General features: G+C 64.5%; 22 protein-coding genes and 2 tRNA genes. 12 read left to right on the top strand and 12 right to left on the bottom strand.

From position 1 onward, the window contains the following. Positions 1-74 precede the first annotated feature (74 nt). From Q319_RS0108085 to mnmC2, 3 genes are all read right to left on the bottom strand, one after another. A complete protein-coding gene (locus Q319_RS0108085) occupies positions 75-1,073 on the bottom strand; it encodes an isocitrate/isopropylmalate dehydrogenase family protein (protein WP_029481733.1) in 999 nt (332 codons plus the stop codon). Positions 1,074-1,159: 86 nt separating this feature from the next. Beyond that, entirely contained in the window at positions 1,160-2,152 is a 993-nt protein-coding gene (locus Q319_RS0108080) for an FAD-dependent oxidoreductase (RefSeq protein WP_029481731.1), read from the bottom strand. Continuing rightward, positions 2,131-2,796: a tRNA (5-methylaminomethyl-2-thiouridine)(34)-methyltransferase MnmC2 gene (gene mnmC2, locus Q319_RS0108075; RefSeq protein ID WP_029481730.1), complete on the bottom strand. Its 666-nt coding sequence runs from the start codon at positions 2,794-2,796 to the stop codon at positions 2,131-2,133. The genes Q319_RS0108080 and mnmC2 overlap by 22 nt, the downstream gene beginning before the upstream one ends. Before the next feature lie 270 nt (positions 2,797-3,066). Between mnmC2 and Q319_RS0108070 the strand changes: the two genes are divergently transcribed. Beyond that, complete coding sequence (locus Q319_RS0108070) at positions 3,067-5,718, top strand: hypothetical protein (protein WP_029481729.1); 2,652 nt, start codon at positions 3,067-3,069, stop codon at positions 5,716-5,718. Between the two features lie 107 nt (positions 5,719-5,825). Here Q319_RS0108070 and Q319_RS28215 read toward each other — a convergent pair whose 3' ends face one another. After that, positions 5,826-6,152: a hypothetical protein gene (locus tag Q319_RS28215; protein WP_034414284.1), complete on the bottom strand. Its 327-nt coding sequence runs from the start codon at positions 6,150-6,152 to the stop codon at positions 5,826-5,828. Positions 6,153-6,443: 291 nt separating this feature from the next. Between Q319_RS28215 and sdhC the strand changes: the two genes are divergently transcribed. The 4 genes from sdhC to Q319_RS0108045 are packed head-to-tail and all read left to right on the top strand — an operon-like array spanning position 6,444 to position 9,808. After that, positions 6,444-6,800: a succinate dehydrogenase, cytochrome b556 subunit gene (gene sdhC, locus Q319_RS0108060; RefSeq protein WP_029481727.1), complete on the top strand. Its 357-nt coding sequence runs from the start codon at positions 6,444-6,446 to the stop codon at positions 6,798-6,800. 1 nt (position 6,801) lies between these two features. Further along, positions 6,802-7,179 carry a succinate dehydrogenase hydrophobic membrane anchor subunit gene (locus Q319_RS0108055; protein WP_029481724.1) on the top strand — a complete coding sequence of 126 codons (378 nt, stop codon included), beginning with the start codon at positions 6,802-6,804 and terminating at the stop codon, positions 7,177-7,179. Positions 7,180-7,232: 53 nt separating this feature from the next. After that, a complete protein-coding gene (gene sdhA / locus Q319_RS0108050; RefSeq protein ID WP_029481723.1) occupies positions 7,233-8,984 on the top strand; it encodes a succinate dehydrogenase flavoprotein subunit in 1,752 nt (583 codons plus the stop codon). Positions 8,985-9,037: 53 nt separating this feature from the next. Further along, positions 9,038-9,808: a succinate dehydrogenase iron-sulfur subunit gene (locus tag Q319_RS0108045; protein ID WP_029481722.1), complete on the top strand. Its 771-nt coding sequence runs from the start codon at positions 9,038-9,040 to the stop codon at positions 9,806-9,808. 27 nt (positions 9,809-9,835) lie between these two features. On the opposite strand, the gene Q319_RS0108040 is transcribed toward Q319_RS0108045, so the two are convergent. The 4 genes from Q319_RS0108040 to hemB all read right to left on the bottom strand — a co-directional run bounded on the left by Q319_RS0108040 (position 9,836) and on the right by hemB (position 12,463). Then, complete coding sequence (locus Q319_RS0108040) at positions 9,836-10,192, bottom strand: hypothetical protein (protein ID WP_029481717.1); 357 nt, start codon at positions 10,190-10,192, stop codon at positions 9,836-9,838. 10 nt (positions 10,193-10,202) lie between these two features. Then, positions 10,203-10,712 carry a hypothetical protein gene (locus Q319_RS0108035; RefSeq protein ID WP_029481716.1) on the bottom strand — a complete coding sequence of 170 codons (510 nt, stop codon included), beginning with the start codon at positions 10,710-10,712 and terminating at the stop codon, positions 10,203-10,205. Positions 10,713-10,802: 90 nt separating this feature from the next. Beyond that, the gene (locus Q319_RS0108030; protein WP_245619045.1) at positions 10,803-11,390 is read right to left on the bottom strand and encodes a cyclin-dependent kinase inhibitor 3 family protein; all 588 of its coding nucleotides are present in this window, start codon (positions 11,388-11,390) and stop codon (positions 10,803-10,805) included. Continuing rightward, the gene (gene hemB / locus Q319_RS0108025; protein WP_081845944.1) at positions 11,387-12,463 is read right to left on the bottom strand and encodes a porphobilinogen synthase; all 1,077 of its coding nucleotides are present in this window, start codon (positions 12,461-12,463) and stop codon (positions 11,387-11,389) included. The genes Q319_RS0108030 and hemB overlap by 4 nt, the downstream gene beginning before the upstream one ends. A gap of 78 nt (positions 12,464-12,541) precedes the next feature. Between hemB and Q319_RS0108020 the strand changes: the two genes are divergently transcribed. The 5 genes from Q319_RS0108020 (at position 12,542) to Q319_RS0108000 (ending at position 15,373) form a co-directional block, all read left to right on the top strand. Then, on the top strand, positions 12,542-13,522 hold the full coding sequence (locus Q319_RS0108020; protein WP_029481710.1) for a heme-dependent oxidative N-demethylase subunit alpha family protein: 981 nt from the start codon (positions 12,542-12,544) through the stop codon (positions 13,520-13,522). Between the two features lie 10 nt (positions 13,523-13,532). Further along, positions 13,533-14,000 carry a guanyl-specific ribonuclease gene (locus Q319_RS0108015; RefSeq protein ID WP_342667884.1) on the top strand — a complete coding sequence of 156 codons (468 nt, stop codon included), beginning with the start codon at positions 13,533-13,535 and terminating at the stop codon, positions 13,998-14,000. Beyond that, positions 13,997-14,395 carry a barstar family protein gene (locus tag Q319_RS0108010; protein ID WP_029481702.1) on the top strand — a complete coding sequence of 133 codons (399 nt, stop codon included), beginning with the start codon at positions 13,997-13,999 and terminating at the stop codon, positions 14,393-14,395. The genes Q319_RS0108015 and Q319_RS0108010 overlap by 4 nt, the downstream gene beginning before the upstream one ends. Before the next feature lie 187 nt (positions 14,396-14,582). Continuing rightward, entirely contained in the window at positions 14,583-14,972 is a 390-nt protein-coding gene (locus Q319_RS0108005) for a hypothetical protein (protein WP_029481700.1), read from the top strand. 23 nt (positions 14,973-14,995) lie between these two features. Next, positions 14,996-15,373, top strand: coding sequence for an inorganic diphosphatase (locus tag Q319_RS0108000; protein ID WP_081845947.1), 378 nt, complete (start codon positions 14,996-14,998; stop codon positions 15,371-15,373). A 13-nt stretch (positions 15,374-15,386) separates the two neighbouring features. Here the strand turns inward: Q319_RS0108000 and Q319_RS0107995 are convergent, their stop codons facing one another. From Q319_RS0107995 to Q319_RS0107985, 3 genes are read right to left on the bottom strand one after another with little or no spacing between them, the layout of a single operon-like run. Next, positions 15,387-16,142, bottom strand: a complete 756-nt coding sequence (locus Q319_RS0107995; protein WP_029481696.1) for an RNA methyltransferase — start codon at positions 16,140-16,142, stop codon at positions 15,387-15,389. Between the two features lie 54 nt (positions 16,143-16,196). Beyond that, positions 16,197-17,018 (bottom strand): hypothetical protein, encoded by an 822-nt coding sequence (locus Q319_RS0107990; RefSeq protein WP_029481694.1) that lies wholly within the window; start codon positions 17,016-17,018, stop codon positions 16,197-16,199. Then, on the bottom strand, positions 17,015-18,391 hold the full coding sequence (locus Q319_RS0107985) for a glycogen synthase (RefSeq protein ID WP_029481692.1): 1,377 nt from the start codon (positions 18,389-18,391) through the stop codon (positions 17,015-17,017). The genes Q319_RS0107990 and Q319_RS0107985 overlap by 4 nt, the downstream gene beginning before the upstream one ends. Positions 18,392-18,526: 135 nt before the next feature. Between Q319_RS0107985 and Q319_RS0107980 the strand changes: the two genes are divergently transcribed. Together Q319_RS0107980 and Q319_RS0107975 are read left to right on the top strand one after the other, a co-directional pair. Continuing rightward, a tRNA-Ile gene (locus Q319_RS0107980) sits at positions 18,527-18,602 on the top strand. Positions 18,603-18,626: 24 nt separating this feature from the next. Beyond that, positions 18,627-18,701, top strand: a tRNA-Val gene (locus Q319_RS0107975). A 173-nt stretch (positions 18,702-18,874) separates the two neighbouring features. Here the strand turns inward: Q319_RS0107975 and Q319_RS0107970 are convergent. After that, on the bottom strand, positions 18,875-19,723 hold the full coding sequence (locus Q319_RS0107970) for an AlbA family DNA-binding domain-containing protein (protein WP_162178629.1): 849 nt from the start codon (positions 19,721-19,723) through the stop codon (positions 18,875-18,877). Positions 19,724-20,132: the final 409 nt, after the last annotated feature.

Raw genomic sequence — 20,132 nt, 5'->3', positions numbered from 1 at the left:
ATGGCTCTGGCAGGTTCAGGGTGCGTTCCAGATGCACCCACCCGCCCCATTACTTCAAAAGGTCACTGAACGGTTTACAGGGCCGCAATCACCGCGTCTGTAAACTCTTTCGTGCCTGCCGTGCCGCCCAGATCGCGGGTGCGCGGACCTTCGGTCAGCACCTTGTTCACGGCGTTGTCGATGCGCCTGGCCGTCTCGTGATCGCCCAACTCGTCCAGCATCAGCACGGCGGCCAGCATGGTGGCGGTGGGGTTGCTGACGCCCTGCCCGGCAATATCCGGGGCACTGCCGTGGACCGACTCGAAGATGCCGAACTTGTCGCCCACGTTGCCGCTAGCGGCGATGCCCAGTCCGCCCACCAGCCCGGCGGCAAGATCGCTGAGGATGTCGCCGAACATGTTGGTCATGACCATCACGTCAAACTGGCGCGGGTTGCGGACCAGTTGCATGGCGGCGTTGTCCACGATCATGGTGCTGGTGTTCAGGCCCTCGACGCTTCTGGTGTGGTCCAGAATGGTGTTCAGGAACAGGCCCTGCGTCACGGGCAGCACGTTGGCCTTATGCACCACGGTCAATCTCTTGCCCCGTTTCATGGCCAGTTCGGCGGCGTATTTGCCGATCCGCAGGCTGGCCTCGCCCGTAATCACCGTGTCGGCAATCGCCACGTCGCCGTAACGCCGTTCCTGCTCCACGTACAGGCCCTGGGTGTTCTCGCGCACGATCACCAGATCGACGTTCTCGTACGCGCCGGGAACCGGGCGGGTCTTGGTGGGGCGCACATTGGCGTACAACCCGTACTTCTGGCGCAGATGCCGGATCGCGCCGGAAAAGCCAGGGGGTTTTTCCCCGGTGGGGCTGGTGGCCGCGCCGAACAGTGTGGCGTCGGTGTTTTCCACCGCGTCGTAGGTGGCCTGCGGAACGCTGGTGCCGTGGTCCAGGTAGTACTCGTACCCGGCCTCGGCGTCCACGTACTCGGCGCTGAAGCCGGCGGCGTCCAGCAGACGGCGGGTGGCGGGGATGACTTCGTGCCCGATGCCGTCGCCCTCGATAGAACAGATGCGGTATTTCGCCATAACAGACAGTCTAGTTCAGAGCCGTCCTTTGTGAAGTGCGTTACCGGGCGTGTGACGGCAAAGCGCGGGAATCTTCCTTTGACACCCTATCTGCCGGCTTGCACAACCTGCGCTGCCAGCTCGCGCGCCAGCAGCGGCCCCAGCAAAAAGCCTTTGCTGCTCAGGCCCGACAGGTGCCACACGCCGTCCTCACCCCGCCCAGTCTTCAGCCCGGAGAGGCGAGAACCGGTCCAGCGCCCGGTCACGCTCACGCCGCTCAGGTCTGCCAGCGCCTCACCCTTGCCCAGCAGCCAGCCCAGCGAGGCCAGCGGCAACGCCGGTGCCCGCCATCCCTGCGCCGGGGTTTCGTAGGTCGCGCCCAGCACACCGCCCTGCGCGGACGGAGCCAGATACGCGCCGAAACTCAGGGGCACGTCTGCCGCCGCCCGGTCCAGCGTGAGCAATGTGCCCATGCGCTGTGTTCGGTTCTCGCCCGCCCAGCCGGAGCCGATGGAGCCGCCGCAGTGAATGACGGCGTGAAAGCTGGCGAGAGTGGGGCCGTCCCCCCCCCGCAACGTGGCCGAATGGGCCGTCCAGCTTGGCACCTGCCCCCGGATTACGGCTGCGCCTGAAGCCTCCAGCAAGGCCCGCGTGAAGGCCGCGCCGTCCACCCAGCCGCCTTCCGGCAGCCACAGGGCGTGTGCCCAGGCGGGAGGCAGCGGCACGGGCAGAGCGTCCCGGCTCAGCCAGCGGTGCAGCAATTTGGGCGGGAGGTTGCGCTCGAAGCGGGCGCGGGCTTTATCGTCGGGGACAGGGCGCAGCATCCCCGTTTGACCGTGCGGGACGCCAAAACCTGCCGCCTCCAACTCGCGGAGTAGTTCCCAGGTCAGCCGCATTCCCTCCAGCGCCCGCGCGTCCACGCCGCCCGACTGGCCGCGCACCGGGTTGATCAGGGCAGACGGCACCGAACTGGCCGCGTGGAGTCCCGCATCGATGACTGTGACCTGTGCGCCCAGTCTGGAGAGGAAATAGGCAACAGACGCTCCAGCGATGCCGCCGCCGATCACCAGAGTCCGGGTCACCGCACGGCCCGCAGGCATTCCCGTTTGCCCGGCGCTCCGGGTCTGCGTTCCACGTTCAGCCCCGCTGCGGCCAGGGCGCGGCGCACATGCCCGGCGGCGCTGTAGGTGGCCAGCACGCCGCCCGGCGCGAGGGTTGCCGCCAGCCGCGAGATGAAGTCCGGCGTCCAGACCTCCGGGTTGCGCGTGGGCGAGAAGCCGTCCAGATACAGTGCAGTGGCCCAGTCCTGCGGCAGATCGACACTGAGGACATCTGCAAAATGAACGGTCAGGCGCACGTTTTCGGCTTCGATCTCGAACGGGACGTGCGGCCAGCATTGCAGGACCTGTTGCCAGGCCGGATGCTCTGCGCCCACCTCGTTCTCCGAAACTGCGCGCAGCAGTTCGGCGGGGGCCGGGTCAAATTCGTAGGCCACGTAGTCCAGCCCCACGCCGCGCGCCGCCGCGTCTGCCAGCGTGGCCCGGAAATTGACGCCCAGACCAAAACCGATTTCCAGCACCCGTGGGGCCGGATGCGCGTCAGTGCGCGTGCCCTCCACGAAGACATGCCGCGCCTGGGTGTGTGCGCCGTGCCTGGAACCGTATGTCTCGCCAAAGCGCAGGTTGTGGGCCGTGCGCGAGCCGTCGGGCGTCTGGATGATCTGGAGTGGGGGCGGCGGGGACATTAGAGCTGAGAATAGTGCAGGGGTGCTGGCCTGTCGGTGGCGCGGAATCTACTGAATTTTCCGTACTTCAATCTTAATGAACGGTGGGGTGACCCACAGAGAGGGCAAAATTCCACATCTCAGCGGGCAGATGGAATATTAAAATTCTGAAGATTTATGAAGAGACATCTACTTCCCCCGGCTTTTCTCGGTCTGACAGCCCTTCTCGCCTCCTGTGGCGGAGGTGGTGGAGATTCCACTCCCGCGCCCTCTTCCAGGTTCGCACTTACCGTGAATGTCACGGGCGTGCCCAACGCCCCGGTCAAGGTGACCAACACCACCAGCAAGGCCACCCTTTTTGACGGCCCTCTAACGGGGAGCAAGACCTTCGGCGATCTGGCCGCCGGGAGCTTGTTGAGTGTTCAGGGTGGCGCGGTTGGTGGTTACGCCACGTCACAAGTTCAGAACGTGACGCTGGACAGCAATAAGAGCGTGACGGTGGAATACAGGTCGTCCGGTGCGGCTGGAACGGCAGTCAGCAACACGCTGATCTCGGGCAAGATCGTGGGGACCGATCTTCAGATAGGCAGCGCCTTTCTGATCGGCTCCAATCCACAAAATCCCCTCTTTGGCGAAGCCGCCGTCACAAACACGCTTCTGACCCTTGATCTGTCCCGACTGACGCCCAGCGGCCCTGATCTGGCCGACAACTTCTACGTCAAAGGATGCAGCGGAGACAACAGCGATCCCAGCGCCCGCGTGTTGGACAGCCTGAGCCTGAACGCCTACAGCCCTCAGGGTGACCTGATTGGGACGGTGGTGGAAAAGGTGGTGGCAGGCCCGGACACGACGCTGCCCAACGCCTTGATCTACCGTCTGTATTCAGATCGGCCATTTACATTCAAGGGCGAGTGTGTCCTGACAACTGCCAGCGGCACTGTATTTACTGAGAAAAACGATCTGAAGGTCGTCAAGGGCTGGAACACCCTGGTCCGCTCTGTAGAAGACAAGGCCATCACCATTCGGAACGCGGCGGCAGGCAACCGCGCAGAATTGACTTTCATCCCTGCGTCGCCAAAAGTCTCGGTATATCTCCAGCCCGCTACACTCAATTTCAACAGCGATCAATCCATCACGGTGGACGCCGATCTGATCCAAGTGGGCAACTATTCCGGCACAGTCAACCTGTCCACGAATCTTGCGGGCCTGAGCGTCGAACCCTCCACGGTCACGCTCACTCCTCTGCCCAGAATTGCGGCTCAGGCCCTGAATGCACCGCCCGCCCGTCTGGCAGGGTTAGCGATACAGCCGCAGAAACTGACAACCAGATTGAAATTCAGCTATACCGGCACAGAGAATTTGACCGATCAGGCTTTCAGGGTGCTGGTCAAGGACGCTGGCGCTCAATCGCTGGGGGGCGGTGACGGCAGGATCACGGTTCGCCGCCCTGGCATCGACCTCTACGTCTACACTTCTCCCCTGACGCTGGGCCGCAGCAGCACCGTGGAAATTCCCTTCGTTCTGACCAGCGTGATGGGATTTGGCGGCGCGGTAACGGTCACTGCCGAGAATTTGCCAGTTGGCGTAAAAGCGACGTCCAAGACCGTCAGTGTCACCAGCGACAGGCCCGCCACCGCCAGCCTGACCCTGACCAGTGATGCCTCGCTCAAGCCGGGGGTGACCCCGGTCACCATCACGGCGCGGGGTGAGGGGCGCATTGCCAGTGCCAGCCTGAACCTGGAAGTCCCCAAACCGTCCGTTGCGGTGTCTATCGTCAATGCCTATAACGAAGTTGCGGTTTATCAGGGGGGAACTGGCGCTATTGAAGTCCTGGTCAGCAGCGCGTTCGGGTTTCAGGGCGCGACGACTCTGAAGCTGACTGGTTTGCCTGAAGGCGTGACAGCGGCACCGGTTTCCGTTCAGGTCAGGCCGATGGAGTCAACCACATTGAAGATACCGCTCGTCGTTGCCACAGACGCTGATCTGGGGACCAGCAGCGTACAGGTGACTTCACCGGACAGTGCCCGGCCAGACGGTGACGGTCCACCCGTGCGTCTGACCGTTCGCCCAAGCCGTGTGGCGCTCGGGTATATCAGTCAGGCGGGCCTGGCGTCGGGCGACGCGGGAATCTGGGTGGCCCGCGATAAATATGACGTTGGCGGCTTTACGACGACGCTCAGGCATGTCGTGGGTGGCAAAGATACCGCCGCTATTGCGGTGACAGGCCCTGTTTACCAACTTCTCAGCTTGCCAGACGGGCCGGTTCTTGCGCTGGGCTCAGGCATGACGTGGGTGGTGACCGATCAGGGTGCTGTTCCGACTGCGGTTGCACCGGACGGCGTGGCTTCTGGGGCGGTGGATCATCTGGGCCGGGTCGTGTTCATCCAGAGTACCTATGCTGGAAGCGGCTACCAGTTTCGGCTGGCCCGCTGGACACCGGCCACGGGCGCTCTCGAAAGTGTGGACGCAGTTCAGGCGTATGGCTCTGGCGGACAGTTCTTCCGCAGCAACAGTGGGCGGTGGATGCTGTACCGTCCTCAATATTCCGCTGGCGCACTCAAGATCAATGCGGTGACAGGTGAAGTGACCAGGCTCAACCTGAACAATGTTCTCAGCAGCGTGGCACTGGATGACAGCGGAACCGTGTATTTCACTGAGAATGGGCCTCTGCAACGGCTGAATGCCAACGGCACAGTCACCATCTTCAACGATACAAATCCAGGCACCCTGATCGGCTTTGACCGAAAAAGTCTAACGCTCCTGTGGAGTTTTTACAGCAACGGCATTGGACGGCTTGATCTGGATGGCAACAGGTTCACTAACATTCCACTGGGCAATACCAACCGGGCCGTGACACTCGCTGGCGGCGGAATAGCCGCGTTGACCTCCGATTTCAGTCCCGGTGAAGGCGTGGATATTAGTTTTCTGACCACTTTGCGCTGATTCCCACCAACCTCAACCTCCGTCTTTCCACTCAATTCAATCTTCGTCAAATTTATGGGGCCACGCAAGATTGATCGCGGTGGCCCCTTGTCAGTTTCTATTCAGCGTCAGTCCAGTTCCATATCGATCATCAGCGGGTTTTCCTTGCCGTCCTTGCCACCGGCCCGCACATCTGGAATACCAATGGGTGTGCTGCGGTCCATCTCCCTGGCCGGCTCGCCGGGCTTAACCCAGCGGGTGCCGGGGCCAGCCGGACCGGCATTGTGGGCCGGGGCCACCGGGTACGCGGCCAGCCGGGCGGCCCGCAGGATCGAATCCAGCTCGGGCGAACTCAGCAGGCCCTTGGTTTCCAGGGTACTCAGCAGGCCCAGCACCAGCTTGCGCGTGAATTCGGCCTCCTGCTCGGGGGTCTTGAAAGGATTGGCATCGCTCATGCGGCCCAGAGTAGCGCGTGTGTGCCGTGGCCGTGGGCCGCCTCTGCGCGGGGGCTGCTGCTTGCTGGGTGATTCCCCGGCGGGTGACAGCTCTGCTGGACAGCCGTGGGCCGAACCGGGACGTCAGACATGGGGGCGGGTGTTATTCTGGGGAGGTTGAAAATCACCGAATAGAAACGGTCATGATGGTTACCCACACGGCAAAATGTCCGCCTTAAACTACGGGCTGAGAAGAAGTCCGGGCTGTGGGTTCAGGTTGAAAAGGCCCACGGGCAACCTGGGGAGGAACGAATGTACAAGGGAAGAGAGGGGCAATGGGCATTCTTGCTGCACCGCCTGTCGGGAATCGCGATCCTGGCTTATCTACTGATTCACGTCTTCAGCATCGGCTCATTCATCTTCGGTGAGCGGTTCTATATGACCATTCACGAGATCTATGACATCTCTTTTTTCCGTATCGGGCTGGTCTTCATCACGGCTGCCGTGGTGTACCACTCCTTCAACGGCCTGCGCATCGTCGTGATGGACTTTACCGGGGCGGGCGTGGCCTACCAGCGCCAGATGTGGTACGGCGTGATGGTTGTGACCGTGATCAGCGGGCTGTACGCCGCCTGGACATTGCTGCCGCGCCTGCTGGGAGGGTACTAGGATGATCCGCGCAAGAACTTTCATCGACGCCAAGACGCAGTCCCACAGCAACGCCGAGCTGAACTGGTGGATCTTCATGCGCATCAGCGGCCTGATCCTGATGTTTCTGGTGCTGGGCCACATCTACATGACCTTTATCCAGGTCTCTGAGTCCGACGCCACCTTCACGGCGGTGGTGGGCAAGCTGGCCAACCCGGCGTGGAAGTTCTACGACTGGTTGATCCTGGCGCTGGCGCTGATGCACGGCACCAACGGGGCGCGGTATTCCATCGAGGATTACATTCGCAGCCGCCCCAACCGGGCCTGGGTCAAGGGCGTGTTCTACACGGTGGTGGGCATGGTCTTCGCCTTCGGGACCATCGGACTGTTCTCCATCTGATTTCGATCAGGCCGCCCGAATTTTTCTGGGCAGGCCAAAGGACGTAAGCAACCATGCAACATCGTTATGACGTACTGGTAATCGGCGCAGGCGGCGCGGGACTGATGGCTGCCCTGTACGCGGCCAAGGGCAATGTCTCGGTGGCGTGTATCTCCAAGCTGTACCCCACCCGCTCGCACACCGGCGCGGCGCAGGGCGGCATCGGCGCAGCTCTCGGCAATGTCGCCGAGGACCACTGGGAATGGCACATGTTCGATACCGTCAAGGGCGGCGATTATCTGGCCGATCAGGACGCCGCCGAGGTGTTCTCTAAGGACATCATCGACGCCGTGTACGAGCTGGAACACATGGGCCTGCCCTTCTCGCGCACCCCGGACGGCAAGATCGCCCAGCGCAAGTTCGGCGGCCACACCCGCGAATTTGGTAAAGCCGCTGTGGAACGCAGTTGCTACGCCAAGGACCGCACTGGCCACATGATCCTTCAAACGCTGTACCAGCAGAACGTCAAGGAAGGCACCAAGTTCTTCAACGAATTTCACGTCACCGACCTGCTGATCGAGGATGGCCGCTGCCGGGGCGTGGTGGCCTACGAACTCTCCACCGGCGAGACCCACACCTTCCATGCCAAGGCCGTCATTCTGGCGGCGGGCGGCTACGGGCGCATCTTTAAGATCACAAGTAACGCCCTGACCCTGACCGGCGACCTGATGAGCATCTACTACCGCAAGGGCCTGCCGCTGGAGGACATGGAGTTCTACCAGTTCCACCCCACCGGCCTCGCCAAGCTGGGCATTCTGGTCACCGAGGGCATTCGCGGCGAGGGCGGCATTCTGCGCAACGTCAACGGCGAGCGCTTCATGGAACGCTACGCACCCACCATCAAGGACCTCGCGCCGCGTGACATCGTGTCGCGCAGCATCATCAGCGAGATCCGCGAGGGCCGGGGCGTGGGCCGCGACGGCGACGCCGTCAACATCGACCTGACCCACCTGCCGCGCGAGGTCATTGAGGGCAAGCTGGCCGAGATCACCGATCTGGCACGCACCTACCTGGGCATGGACCCGGTCAAGGATCTGGTGCCGGTGCAGCCCACGGCGCACTACGCGATGGGCGGCATTCCCACGGACCTCAATGGCCTGTGCCTGAGCGATGGCAACGGCGGCAGTATCGAGGGGCTGTACGCGGCGGGCGAGCAGGCGTGCGTGTCGCTGCACGGTGCCAACCGTCTGGGCACCAACAGCCTGGGCGATCTGGTGGTCTTTGGCCGCCGCGCCGGCATCTACGCCGCGCAGTACGCCCGTCAGGTGGAGTTCCCCGACTTGCCCGACGATCCCCAGCGTGAGACTAAGGACCTGTTCGACGGCCTGAAGAGCGGCAGCGGCAAGGAAAACCCGGCATTGATCCGCAAGGAAATGCAGGAATCCATGATGAACAACGTGGGCATCTTCCGCAACGGCCCCGACATGGAAGCGCAGGTCGAGATCATCAAGGAACTCAAGGCCCGCTATCAGGACGTGAACGTGGCTGATCCCAGCCTGCGCTACAACTCCGAACTGATCGAGGTGATGGAACTGGGGTTCATGCTGGACTGCGCCGAGGCCATGACCGCCAGCGCCCTGAACCGCACCGAGTCGCGCGGGGCGCATGACCGCGCCGACTACGGCACCCGCGACGACGTCAACTGGCTCAAGCACAGCATGGCCTACAAGGATCTGGACAATCCCGGCAAGGTCCTGATGGGCTACAAAGACGTGGCGCTGAAGGGATTCACCCGCGCCTTCGAGCCCAAAGCCCGCGTGTACTGATCCAGCACAGTGGGGACGGGCGAGCAGGCCAGCCGGTCCCCGGAGGAAATTCGATGACCCAAATGCAACACGAGACCAGCACCGCTCCCGCCGCTGCCAAGCAGGCGCTGCCGATGCTGCACATCAAAGTCAAGATTCTGCGCTTCGATCCCGAGAAGGACCGCAAGGCGCACTGGGAAACCTACGAAGTCGAGGCCCAGGCCGGGGACCGCGTCCTTGACGTGATCAACGAGGTCAAGTGGTATCAGGATCAGAGCCTGACCTTCCGCCGCTCGTGCATGCACGGCATCTGCGGCAGCGACGCCATGCTGATCAACGGGCGCAACCGCCTGGCCTGCAAAACGCTGGTGCGCGACGTGGCCAAGGACGGCGGGACCATCACCGTCGAGCCGATCCGTGGCCTGAAGGTGGAAAAGGACCTGCTGGTGGACATGGAGCCGTTCTTCGACTCCTACAAGGCGATCATGCCGTACTTCATCAACGAGTCCCCGGCCCCCGCCGCCGAGCGCATCCAGTCCGAGGAAGAGGCCGAGCGCATGGCCCACTCCAGCAACTGCATCCTGTGCGCGGCCTGCACCACCAGTTGCCCGATCTTCTGGGTCAACGGCTCTTACCTGGGACCCGCCGCGATTGTCCAGGCGCACCGCTTCATCTTCGACAGCCGTGACGAGGCCACCCAGCAGCGGCTGAACATCATGAATCAGAACACGGGCGTGTGGCGCTGCCGCACAGCCTACAACTGCACGGAAGCCTGCCCGCGCGATATTCCGATCACGCAACTGATCGAGGAAGTCAAGCGCGCGGTGATGTACCAGCAGGCGTAAGCAAAAGCTCAGGGAAGGGCGCGGAGGCTATGGCTTTCCGCGCCCTGCTTTTTGCGGTTCGAGCCAGCGAATCCTTTTGCCCTGCCCGCGTGCATATTCGATTTCTGTCTGGGTGGTTTCGCCCACGTAGCCGCCCACATTGACGACCAGAATCTCGTCGGCCAGATCAATCTTGCGGTGGTGGAGTTCGGCCAGCCGTTCCAGCGCGGCTTGCTTCTCTTCCCCCGTCAGCCCGGTAAAAATCTCAGCGTCGGAGCGGAGGTGGCTGCCGACGCTCAATACCATGCGGCCCGCCAGCGTTTCCGCCAGGGAGGCCGCATCAAATTCCTTCAGGAAGCGCACGCTGCCGCACAGGCAGACGATGACCGGGCGGTCCTGACTCAAAATTTGCAGCTCAGAATTGCAGGGCGTATTTCACGCCGTCGTTGCCGGTGCATTCGCCGATGCCGTGTTCGGACTCGTCCACGGTGATGGTGCAGGTCAGGGTCAACGTTGGGGCAGTGGCGGTGCGGGCGATCAGGTTGCCGTTGCGGGTCACGGCGGCGCGTGGGCGAGGGGTATCCACGCGGGTGCCGATGCCCACAGCAGCATTGCTGCCGACAGCCGCCGTGCCGCCCAGCGACAGGCTGACACCCAGGCCAGCGGGCAGGGGGCTGGTGGTGCCGCCGTTCAGGATGGCGGTGCGCCCGCTGTAGGTCTGGCCGCCGATACGGATGGTGGCGTTGTCGGCGCTGAAGGGATCGCCCAGACGCGGTTGCAGCGTGCCGCGCGTGAAGCTGACCGTTCCCTCCTGCCCGGTGACGCTGTTGACGATGCGGCCCACCTGCGGGCCAGTGACGGTGGGGGCGCAGGAGGCCAGCACACCCGCGAAGGCGGCACAGAGGAGGAGAGGAGTCAGTTTCATGGTGTTCTCAGTGTATGCGCCGGGCCTGACGGGGCCATGAGCCTGAATGTCGGGGGCGCTCACCCTGCGGTGCGGAATGCGGCGCAGATCTCAGGAACGGTTCGAGACGGGCAGTGAGTCGGCGAAGTCGTGAACGAACTGCACCTGCTCCCTCGTTTCGATGGCCTTGCGGTCACGGGTGGCCCGGACCAGTTCGATGGCCCGGTCCGCCGTCATGCCGCCCTGCACCAGCAGGCAGGAGGCGGCCAGTCCCGCGCGCCCCAGTCCGCCCCGGCAGTGGACCACCACGCCGCGCCCGTCGAGCAGATCAGTCATCAGTTCGTCGATGAAGGCGGCAAAATCTGCGCGCTTGCCGGGGGCGTGCTGATCGGGGATGGCGTAAGCCTTGATCTCCAGATTGTTCAGATCGGCGGCGGCGTGGTAGCCGTCCATGCCCAGCATGTCGAACTCGAAATCCTCGATCAGGGGGGCCAGCACCTGAACGCCGTCTGCTGCCAGGGTCTGCATGTCCTCGTGAACATCGCGGTCATGCGTCACGCCCTTCTGGATCACGCTGCGGCCCTTCTTGCCGGGGGCGAAGGTCAGGCCGAGCCGTCCGGGCCACATCCCAGTGGGAATCCAGTCCACGCGGATGGAGTTTTCAGGCTTCGGGCTGCCGGGAGGAGAGGAATGGCTCACGCCCCATTCTCCGGTGCGGTGTCTTGCCCAGCTATGACAGGCACGGGCATCACGGGCCGCAGCGCGTCTTCCTGCAACACGTCTTCACGCAGCCAGCGGGCGGCGTCCAGCGCGTGGTAGGTGATGATCGCGTCGGCCCCGGCCCGGCGCATGGCGGTCAGGTTTTCCAGCACGGTGCGGCGCTCGTCCATGAAGCCCAGTTGCGCGGCGGCCTTGACCAGCGAATATTCGCCACTGACGTTGTAGGCCACCAGCGGCAGATCAAAGTTGTCGCGCAGCAAGCGAACCACGTCCAGGTAAGCCAGCGCGGGCTTGACCATCAGTGTGTCCGCGCCCTGCTCGGCGTCCAGTCTTGCCTCACGCAGCGCCTCGCGGTGGCCGCCCGCCGGGTCCATCTGGTAGGTGGCGCGGTTGCCCACGCTGGGGGTGCTGCCTGCCGCGTCACGGAAGGGGCCGTAATACGCGCTGGCGTACTTGACCGCATAGCTCATGATCGGAATGTCTGTAAAGCCTGCCGCGTCCAGTGCCGCACGGATGGCCCCCACCTGACCGTCCATCATGGCGCTGGGGGCCACCACGTCGGCTCCAGCGCGGGCCTGGGAAACGGCAGTCAGGGCCAGCAGTTCCAGGCTGCGGTCATTGTCCACCGTCCACGCTTCGGCCCCGCTCTGGCCGGGCACCTCGCACAGCGGGCCGCAGTGGCCGTGATCGGTGTACTCGCACAGGCAGGTGTCGGCCATGACGGTCATTTCCGGCACTGCCACCTTAATGGCCCGCGTGGCGCGCTGGATGATGCCGCCTTCGGCATACGCGCCGCTGCCGTGTGCGTCCTTATGGTCAGGAATGCCGAAGAGAATGATGCTGGGCACCCCCAGCCGTAGCGCCTCACGCGCTTGGGCCACCGCGCCGCCGATGCTGTGGCGGCTGACGCCTGGCATGGAGGCGATGGGCGACTCGTCCGGCAATTCGTGGACGAAGACCGGGTAGATAAAGTGCGCCGGGCTGAGGTGGACTTCGCGGGTCAGGGCGCGCAGGGCGGGGGTGCGGCGCAGTCGCCGGGGACGTTCAGGCATGCAAGCAGGCTAACGCGGACGCGTTTCCAGAATTGGAAGGTGAGAGGGTGGCTACCCTCCATCTGCCACAATTTCTCCATGCCCGCGCCCACCATCTACCGCCCCTTCCTGAACGGCGTCTACACGGTTTCGGCGGGGCTGTTCCGGCTGGGCGTGCAGCCGATCCCCTGGCGCGAGGACGGCGCGGTAGAAACGCACACCTTCGCGCTGGAGGGCGATTACGAGCGTTTTGTGGTCAGCAAGTGGGCGGCCCACCGCCGGGCGTTGCACGAGTACGCGGGCGAGGCGAACCTGTCGCCCGACTTGCGCGCGGCGGCGCTGGAATTCACGGCGCGGACCCTTGCTGCGGAAAGCGGCGGGGCGATGGTTTGGGACGGGCAGACCTTCCGCAATGCCCTGCTGGGCTGGGAAGCGCGGCTGGACCTGCGCCAGGGAGGTATGGAAGACCTGCGCCGCTTTGACGCGCCGCTGGCCGGGTTGCGCGGTGATTTGCAGCCCACGGGCGCATTGGATTTTCTGGGTCTGAACGCCTCCGAAGACCTGGCAGTCATCGCGCGTGACCCGCAGACCGGACGTGACTGGCTGGCGGCCACGCATGTGCTGTCGCCGGAGCGCTGGGACCCCCGTGACAAGCTGGGACGGGACTTTGTGGCGGTGCATGTTCCGGTGGCGGGCAGCGGCCCCATGAACGCCACCGCACCCCGGCTGGTGGACGCGGTGATCGGGCGCGGACCCTTCGTGCGCTTCGCCTGGGGTGTCGCGCCGGATGATCGGCTGGACCATCATTCCAGTACCGTGGAGGCGGAGGCCCCATTTGATCCCGACACGGCATTCGTGCGGGTGGAGCGGCAGACACTGACTGGCTTTCCGGCGGCACACGGGGCGCTGTTCACCATCCGGCCCTATCTGTACCCGCTGGAAGTGGTGGTGCAGACGCCTGCTTACGCCCGTGCGCTGGCGGCGGCGCTGCGGACCATGACGCCCGAGCAACAGAGTTACAAGGGTTTGCGGGGGGTGATGCCCAAGCTCCTCATCTGGCTGGACGCACGGGCGCTCTAGAGTGAGGGACGTGAAGCTGCGCGCCCTCCTCCTGACACCCTTGCTGGCTGCCTTCCTCGCCGCGTGCGATCTGCCCGCCGGGGGTCAGGACACGGCGCAGCACCAGAATCAACAGAGCCAGACCCAGCAGACACGGCCTCCGGCCCAGCAGGCCCCGTCAGCCTCCAGCCGTGACCCCCAGAGTGGCCTGCGCTGGGTTGGTACCAGTGAACTGCCGCGCGAGGGCACGCAGCTTCTGCGGACCATCTCCAGGGGGGAAAGATTTCGGTACAGCAAGGACGGCACGACCTTCGGCAACCGCGAGCGCATCCTGCCCCGGCAAGGCAGTGGTTATTACCGCGAATACACCGTCCCCACCCCCGGCGAGAGTGACCGGGGCGCGCGGCGCATCGTGTGCGGCGGCCAGCCGGTGACCAGCACCGCCGAGTGCTACTACACCGCCGATCACTACGCCAGCTTCAGGAGGATTCGCCCGTGATCCAGGTGTTCGATCAGGCCCCAGTCGGCATTCAGAAGGCCCCACACGATCCGCGCATCCTGGCCGCCGGGTATCAGGTGGCCCTGCGCGAAGTCGCCTTCTCGGATGTTCACGACAAGGACTCGCTGATGCTGGCCATGCTGCGCGGACTGGCGCTGACCGACAACTTCGGGCGCAACTGGGACGCGCTGTACGACGTGCTGACTGACCCCGAGGCGCGGCCCGCCAAGCTGGGGCTGCTGCTGTGCGACTTCGAGCATTTCCGCAAACGCCACCCCCGCCTGAGCGGCGAGCTGGAGGGCGTGATGCTCGACGCCCAGCGCGACGCTGCCGGGCAGGGCCGCCAGTTGTGGCTGCTGGCAGAGGAACTGGAGAGCGATCCAAAGAGCTGGTAAACCCTGCCTGGACATATCTATCAGGACACGGCCTCCTGCCGCCGTCTCTTCTGAAATGTCAGCGGAGAGATGAGAAGCTGTCGGGCACGGCATGAACCTACAGAGTGCAGGAGGGGAGACAGGGGGAGACAGGGCGCTCCCCCGCTGGCATTGCCGCATTCACACCTGAAGGCTCTAGCATGCCGCCATGCCCGCTTTTCTGCGTCCCGCCCTGCTGTGCGCGCTGGCCTTTCCGCTGATCCTGGGCCTCGGCGGGTGCCGCTATAACTTCGTGCCGCTGTTGCCCCCGGTGGTGGCCCCGAATCTGCCCGTGCGCGTCACCGAGGCCAGTCTCAGGCGTGACGGCGATCAACTGACCGTGACTGCCACCGTGGATGGCCGCTTCGAGCCGGGCTTTCTGAGCGTCAAGTGGTTCGACAGCACCCGCGCTATAGGCAGTGACAGCGTGTATCTGGATGCCAGCCAGCGCACGGCGACCTTCAAATTGACCGCCCCCGATGAGGGCGCATACCGCGCCGTGCTGTCCTTCGGCGGCGCGGTGATGCGGCAGGTGGAACTGTACGAGGTTCTGCCCTGATTTCTGCCTCTTACCGGGGTGTGGTGGAATGGGCGGCGGGAACGCGCGAACGTTTCGTGTGGCGCGAAGGTGGGCTTGAGCCGCTGCGAACCGAGCCTCACGCCGCCCCAGTCAACTACGGCTGTCTGCCCGGCACCCTGAATCCCGCCGACGGCGCGGAGATCGATGCGGTGTGGCTGGGACCAGCCGTGACGGTTGGGACCGTGCTGGAGTTGCCCGTGCTGGGATTACTTCACCTGCTGGACGGCGATCACAAGGTTATTTTTGGGGCAGATGCTCAGGCCGACGCGGGGGCACAGGCGAAGCTGCTGGCCTGGTTTCCCCCCGAACGCGGCGCGAGGTTACTGGACGCTTCAGGGGCGGTGGCGTGGCTGGAATCGCTGAACTCTAAATCAGTTTGAGATTCCAGCCCGCTCAGTCCTGATTCTGCGCCTCGATTTCCTGCCCTGGCCTCGGTTCTGTGGTGCCGCGTTTCGCCGCGTCCTCCACCTTCCACTGTACCTGCCGCAGCAGGCCCCGGAACAGGCGGCTCTCGGCGCTGTTCATTAACGCGCGGTCCAGCAGGGCGCGCCACAGGCGCAGGGTATGGCGCGCGCGCACGGCGTCGGTGTAGCCGATCAGGTGCATGGTGTCGTGCAGGTGGCCGTACATGGCCTCCATTTCCTCGCGGGTGGCGGTCTTGCGGGTGCGGTCCAGCGGTTCGTCCTGGCCTTGCAGGAACTCGTAGCAGACCAGCAGCACGGCCTGCGCCAGATTCAGGCTGGCGTAATCCCCGGTGGGGATGCGGACCGTCATCTGGCACTGTTCCAAGTCCGCGTTGGTCAGGCCGGATTCCTCCGGGCCGAAGACCAGGGCCGGGGCGGTGGCCGCGCGCACAAAGGGCCGGATCTGCGCCGGATGCTGCGGCTGCGGCAAATCAGAGCGGATGCGGGCGCTGGTGCCCACGCTCAGGTCGCGGTCCGCCAATGCCTCGCGCAATGTGGGGTAAATCGTCGCCCCGCGCAACAGGTCCGCCGCGTGGACGGCCATCGCCACCGCCCCCGAATCCAGATGGTTGCAGCGCGGGGCCACCAGCCGCAGGTCTTTCGCGCCCATATTCAGCATGGCGCGGGCCGCCGATCCGATATTGCCGGGGGTCTTGGGGGAAACGAGGACGACAGCCAGAGTCACGGGCGGAATGCTAGCAGGCCAGCGGGCAGGGATGTGGGGAAGACGGCGTGTCTCTTAACCCAGCGCCAGAATCGGTGTTTCCTCCATCACGCCCAGCCCCAGCTTGAGATCGTGGGCCAGTTCCTCCGCCGTGTCTCCCCAGGAATCCACGTTCACCCGCGTAATGCCAGTGGCGCGCAGCCGGGTGTTGACCTCATTCAGCAGCGCGGCGCGCAAATGGGTATGCCGCCACTCGGAGGCCACGCCGGGCGAGTCTATCCGTGCCTCGCCGTCCTCGATGGCCGCGCGGCACACGCCCACACCGCGCCCCGTGTCGTCCAGCGCGATCACGCTGAGGTGCGAGTCGAAGCCGCCCGCTCCGTCTGCCGCTGCCTCGGGAGCTACGGCGTGGTGGCCGACGCGGTCCTCGTAGGTTCGCAGGGCTTGCAGGCGGGTTTCGGGATCAGAGACTTCAGCCAACGGCAGCAACGGCACACCAGCAGGCGGGTCCACATGGCGGTACGGCACGCGCCCGCTCAGGCGGCGGTACGCGCCCACCTCGCGCAGCCCGGCGGCCAGCAGCGCCTCGGGGGGGAAGAGGTAGCCCTCGGCAAACACGTAAACCCGTCCCACTGCCTCATGGGCTGCCCGGACCAGGGCCAGCGCCACCCCGTCGCGCTGCGGGCCAGGAAACACGCCGCCCACCAGTTCCGCGCCGTGCTGCGGGCTGGGCCGGGTACCGATTGCGCCCAGCAGTTCCTCCCCGTCACCCAGCGCGACAAAACCCGCCGTGCAGGCGTCGGCCATCCAGGTCAGGTCCTCCGGGGACGCGCCGTACAGGGCCGCGAATGCAGGCAGCAGTTCGGCGGGCGGCAGAGCTTGAATCTCGAGGCTCACCGGCTCAGTCGCCTGTACAGGGCCATGTACTGCGCCGCTGGACCCTGCCAGCTAAAGTCCAGCGCCATCGCGCGTTCCATGCGGGCGTGCCACGCGTCCGGGCGGTCATACTCGGCCCGGGCATCGGCGCAGGCGGCGCTCAGGGCCTGTGGGGTGGCATCAGCAAAGCGGAAGCCGATGTCGGCGGGCACCGTGTCCACCAGCCCCCCGGTCAGGCGCACCACCGGCAGCGTGCCGTAGCGCATGGAGATCATCTGCGACAGACCGCACGGCTCGAAGCGGCTGGGCATGGCGAAGATGTCGGCCCCGGCGTAGATGCGGTGCGCCAGCGGTTCGTTCAGGCCGCCAGCAAAGGCCACGCGTGGGTGCTGCGCCCAGCCGGAGAGCGCGGCGCTCAGCAGCGGATCGCCGCCGCCCAGCACCACCACGTTCCAGTCCTGCGTCAGCTCGGGCAGCGCCTCGATCAGCAGATCGATCCCCTTCTGATCGGCCAGTCGGCTGACCACACCCAGGATCGGCGCGTCGTCCAGCCCAAATTCCTGCCGCAGCAGGGCGGTGGCCGCCGCCTTGCCCGCCGGGTCCCCAAACTGCGGCACGTCCGGGTCGGTGCGCGGGTTCCAGCGCTCCTGGTCCAGCCCGTTCAGGATGCCGCTCAGACGGCCCTCGATGGTCAGGCGGACCAGCAGACCCTGGAGGCCCTCGCCGTATTCGGGGGTGGTGATTTCCTGGGCATAGGTGGGGCTGACGGTGGTCACGGCGTCCGCAAAGGTCAGGCCCGCCTTCATCAGGTTCAGGTCGCCGTGATACTCCAGCGCGTCCGGCCCCAGCGTCCACTGCGGCAGGCCCGTCCAGCGCGCGGCCTCTTCGATGTTCCAGCGGCCCTGGTATTGCAGGTTGTGCACCGAGAACACGGTCTTTAATCCGGCCAGATGCGCGTAGGCCACCACCAGCCCCGATTGCCAGTCATGTCCGTGGACCACGTCCGATACCACCCCGATCTGGTGCAGTACCGACAGCACCGTGCGCCCGAACAGGCAGAAGCGGTGGACGTCGTCGTCGAAATACAGCCCTGGACGGTCAAACTCTGGCAGATCGATAAACAGATACTGCACGCCGCTGCGAACGATCTCGCCCACCCGGACCTCGAAGATCGGGGCGGGGCCGGAGGTCAGTTCCGGCAGCACGCCGCGCCACAGTTCGGTGGGCTGCCCCGCCAGCGAGCCGTACCATGGCGAGACCACGGTGACTTGCATGGATGGGGTGGTCTGCGCGCCCAGGCCCGCCAGCACTTCTGGCAGGACGCCCAGCACGTCGCCCAGCCCACCCGAACGCGAGAACGGAAACACTTCCGAAGCCACATGAACAACACGCATGGCTGCTACTGTACCTGCCCGCACCCCCCACAGGCCCGCGCGGGTTTGACAAGCTGCGGGGCCGTTGCTACACTTCCCCTCGCCTGAAGACCCGCCGCACCCGTGGCAGTTTGGAAGGAAAGTGCCAGAGGCTGCGGGCCTTTAGCTCAACGGTTAGAGCAGTCGGCTCATAACCGATTGGTTGCCGGTTCAAATCCGGCAAGGCCCACCAAAGCACGATCATGCACAACGGTTCGGGCGGTTAGCTCAGTGGTAGAGCATTCGCTTCACACGCGAGAGGTCGTAGGTTCAAGTCCTATACCGCCCACCAGAAAAGACCCGCCTAGCGCGGGTTTTTTCATTTGTTGTCCCCAGAGGTGCAAAAGCCTGACAGCCATTGACAGCCAAGTTGGCGAAAATGGCTGTTTTTGACGTGGATTTTGAATATCGGCTGCATATCTTGCCCCCTCTCTTTTCTTCGCAGATGGGAGGGGGCAAGGGTCTTCAAGCCCAGCGCGTGCGGACGTACTTGGTCATCTCGCGCCCCCCGGGGATCTCTTCGGCCTTGTTGCCCATGCGGACGTACAGCGCCTCGCGTTTCTGGCCGCCCCGGTCCGTGACCAACACAAACGTTTCTTCCGCGCCCGCTGGAATTTCCACGCGGCAGATTTCCAGGCCGTCCAGCGTCGGGAAGGACACGGCCAGCGCCGCCGCCACCGTTTGCCCCAGCGCCGTACCCACCACCCCGCGCAGATGCCGCTCAAAACCGTCCCGGTCCCCGATCTTGTTAGAGGAAGCGTAGTCGGGGGCCAGGCCCAGCCCGCGTCCGGCGTCGTTTACGCCGATCAACAGCGTGCCGCCTTGGGCGTTCAGGAAGGCGGCCACTTCCTTGACGATCACGGCTTCCAGCACCGCCGTCAGTTCCTTGCTGGGCGGGCTGCCGTCCACCGGCACGCGCATGGACGATTTGAACTCCACGCGGTCTGTTTCGCCGCCCCCCACCAGACGCACCAGTTCCGGGTCCCCTTCCGGCGGGGCGAGGTCACGGAAGGCCGCCAGCGCCGCGTCCTTGACCTCCTGCGCCACCAGGGGGAACGTTGCCAGGATGTGGGTGAACTCGGCTTCAGTCAGGCCGTACAGGTGGGCCACGCGCCCGTCGAGTTCGGCGCGCAGGGCGGCCCGGCCCGCTTCATCGGTCACGCCGTCCAATGATCCGCGCAGGCCCGCCGCTTTTGCCAGGTCATCGAATTCCGGCGCGGTGCAGATGAGCCGCGCCGCCGCCTGAACGATGGGTTGAAAATCGGGGTCAGCAGCGGTGAGGCGCGGAACAGGAAGTTGGTTGAAATAAAACATGTTGACGTGGGAGGAAATTTTTTGCCGCATAACCCAGTCGGCGGCAAAGCTGTTCAAAACACCAACCAAAAATAAAAGGTTGGATTTCTCCAACGAAGCAGAGTAGTTGATGGTGTTGCCAAGGAGAACATTTCAGTACCGGACAACTCGATTTCAATAGCGTCCTGAACAGCATTTTTGACATTTGAGCATTTGGTTGTCATCTGGGACGGCGAAAGGCGGCTTCTTGGAGTTATGAGACACGAAGAAGCCGCCCAAATCGACGCGATCAAGTTTGCCCAGCTCTTGAAAGAGCGCTTCCCCTTTTTGCGACGCGATACCTTGCAACGCGTCGAAGACGCCATGTGTTCGCTGATCGAGCAACGCTCTACCAATCAACAGCAGTGGTCCCAGGCCATGCCTGGGACCA

The sequence above is a fragment of the Deinococcus marmoris DSM 12784 genome (genome assembly GCF_000701405.1).
In the GTDB taxonomy this organism is placed as follows: Bacteria; Deinococcota; Deinococci; order Deinococcales; family Deinococcaceae; genus Deinococcus; species Deinococcus marmoris.
The sequence above is the reverse complement of the archived record's forward strand: the minus strand, read 5'-3'. Positions and strand labels throughout refer to the sequence as shown.

Coding starts and splice junctions, on each gene's coding strand:
- Q319_RS0108085 (WP_029481733.1), bottom strand. CDS start 1,073: ATGGCGAAATACCGCATCTGTTCTATCGAGGGCGACGGCATCGGGCAC.
- Q319_RS0108080 (WP_029481731.1), bottom strand. CDS start 2,152: ATGCCTGCGGGCCGTGCGGTGACCCGGACTCTGGTGATCGGCGGCGGC.
- mnmC2 (WP_029481730.1), bottom strand. CDS start 2,796: ATGTCCCCGCCGCCCCCACTCCAGATCATCCAGACGCCCGACGGCTCG.
- Q319_RS28215 (WP_034414284.1), bottom strand. CDS start 6,152: ATGAGCGATGCCAATCCTTTCAAGACCCCCGAGCAGGAGGCCGAATTC.
- sdhC (WP_029481727.1), top strand. CDS start 6,444: ATGTACAAGGGAAGAGAGGGGCAATGGGCATTCTTGCTGCACCGCCTG.
- Q319_RS0108055 (WP_029481724.1), top strand. CDS start 6,802: ATGATCCGCGCAAGAACTTTCATCGACGCCAAGACGCAGTCCCACAGC.
- sdhA (WP_029481723.1), top strand. CDS start 7,233: ATGCAACATCGTTATGACGTACTGGTAATCGGCGCAGGCGGCGCGGGA.
- Q319_RS0108045 (WP_029481722.1), top strand. CDS start 9,038: ATGACCCAAATGCAACACGAGACCAGCACCGCTCCCGCCGCTGCCAAG.
- Q319_RS0108035 (WP_029481716.1), bottom strand. CDS start 10,712: ATGAAACTGACTCCTCTCCTCCTCTGTGCCGCCTTCGCGGGTGTGCTG.
- hemB (WP_081845944.1), bottom strand. CDS start 12,463: ATGCCTGAACGTCCCCGGCGACTGCGCCGCACCCCCGCCCTGCGCGCC.
- Q319_RS0108020 (WP_029481710.1), top strand. CDS start 12,542: ATGCCCGCGCCCACCATCTACCGCCCCTTCCTGAACGGCGTCTACACG.
- Q319_RS0108005 (WP_029481700.1), top strand. CDS start 14,583: ATGCCCGCTTTTCTGCGTCCCGCCCTGCTGTGCGCGCTGGCCTTTCCG.
- Q319_RS0107985 (WP_029481692.1), bottom strand. CDS start 18,391: ATGCGTGTTGTTCATGTGGCTTCGGAAGTGTTTCCGTTCTCGCGTTCG.
- Q319_RS0107970 (WP_162178629.1), bottom strand. CDS start 19,723: ATGTTTTATTTCAACCAACTTCCTGTTCCGCGCCTCACCGCTGCTGAC.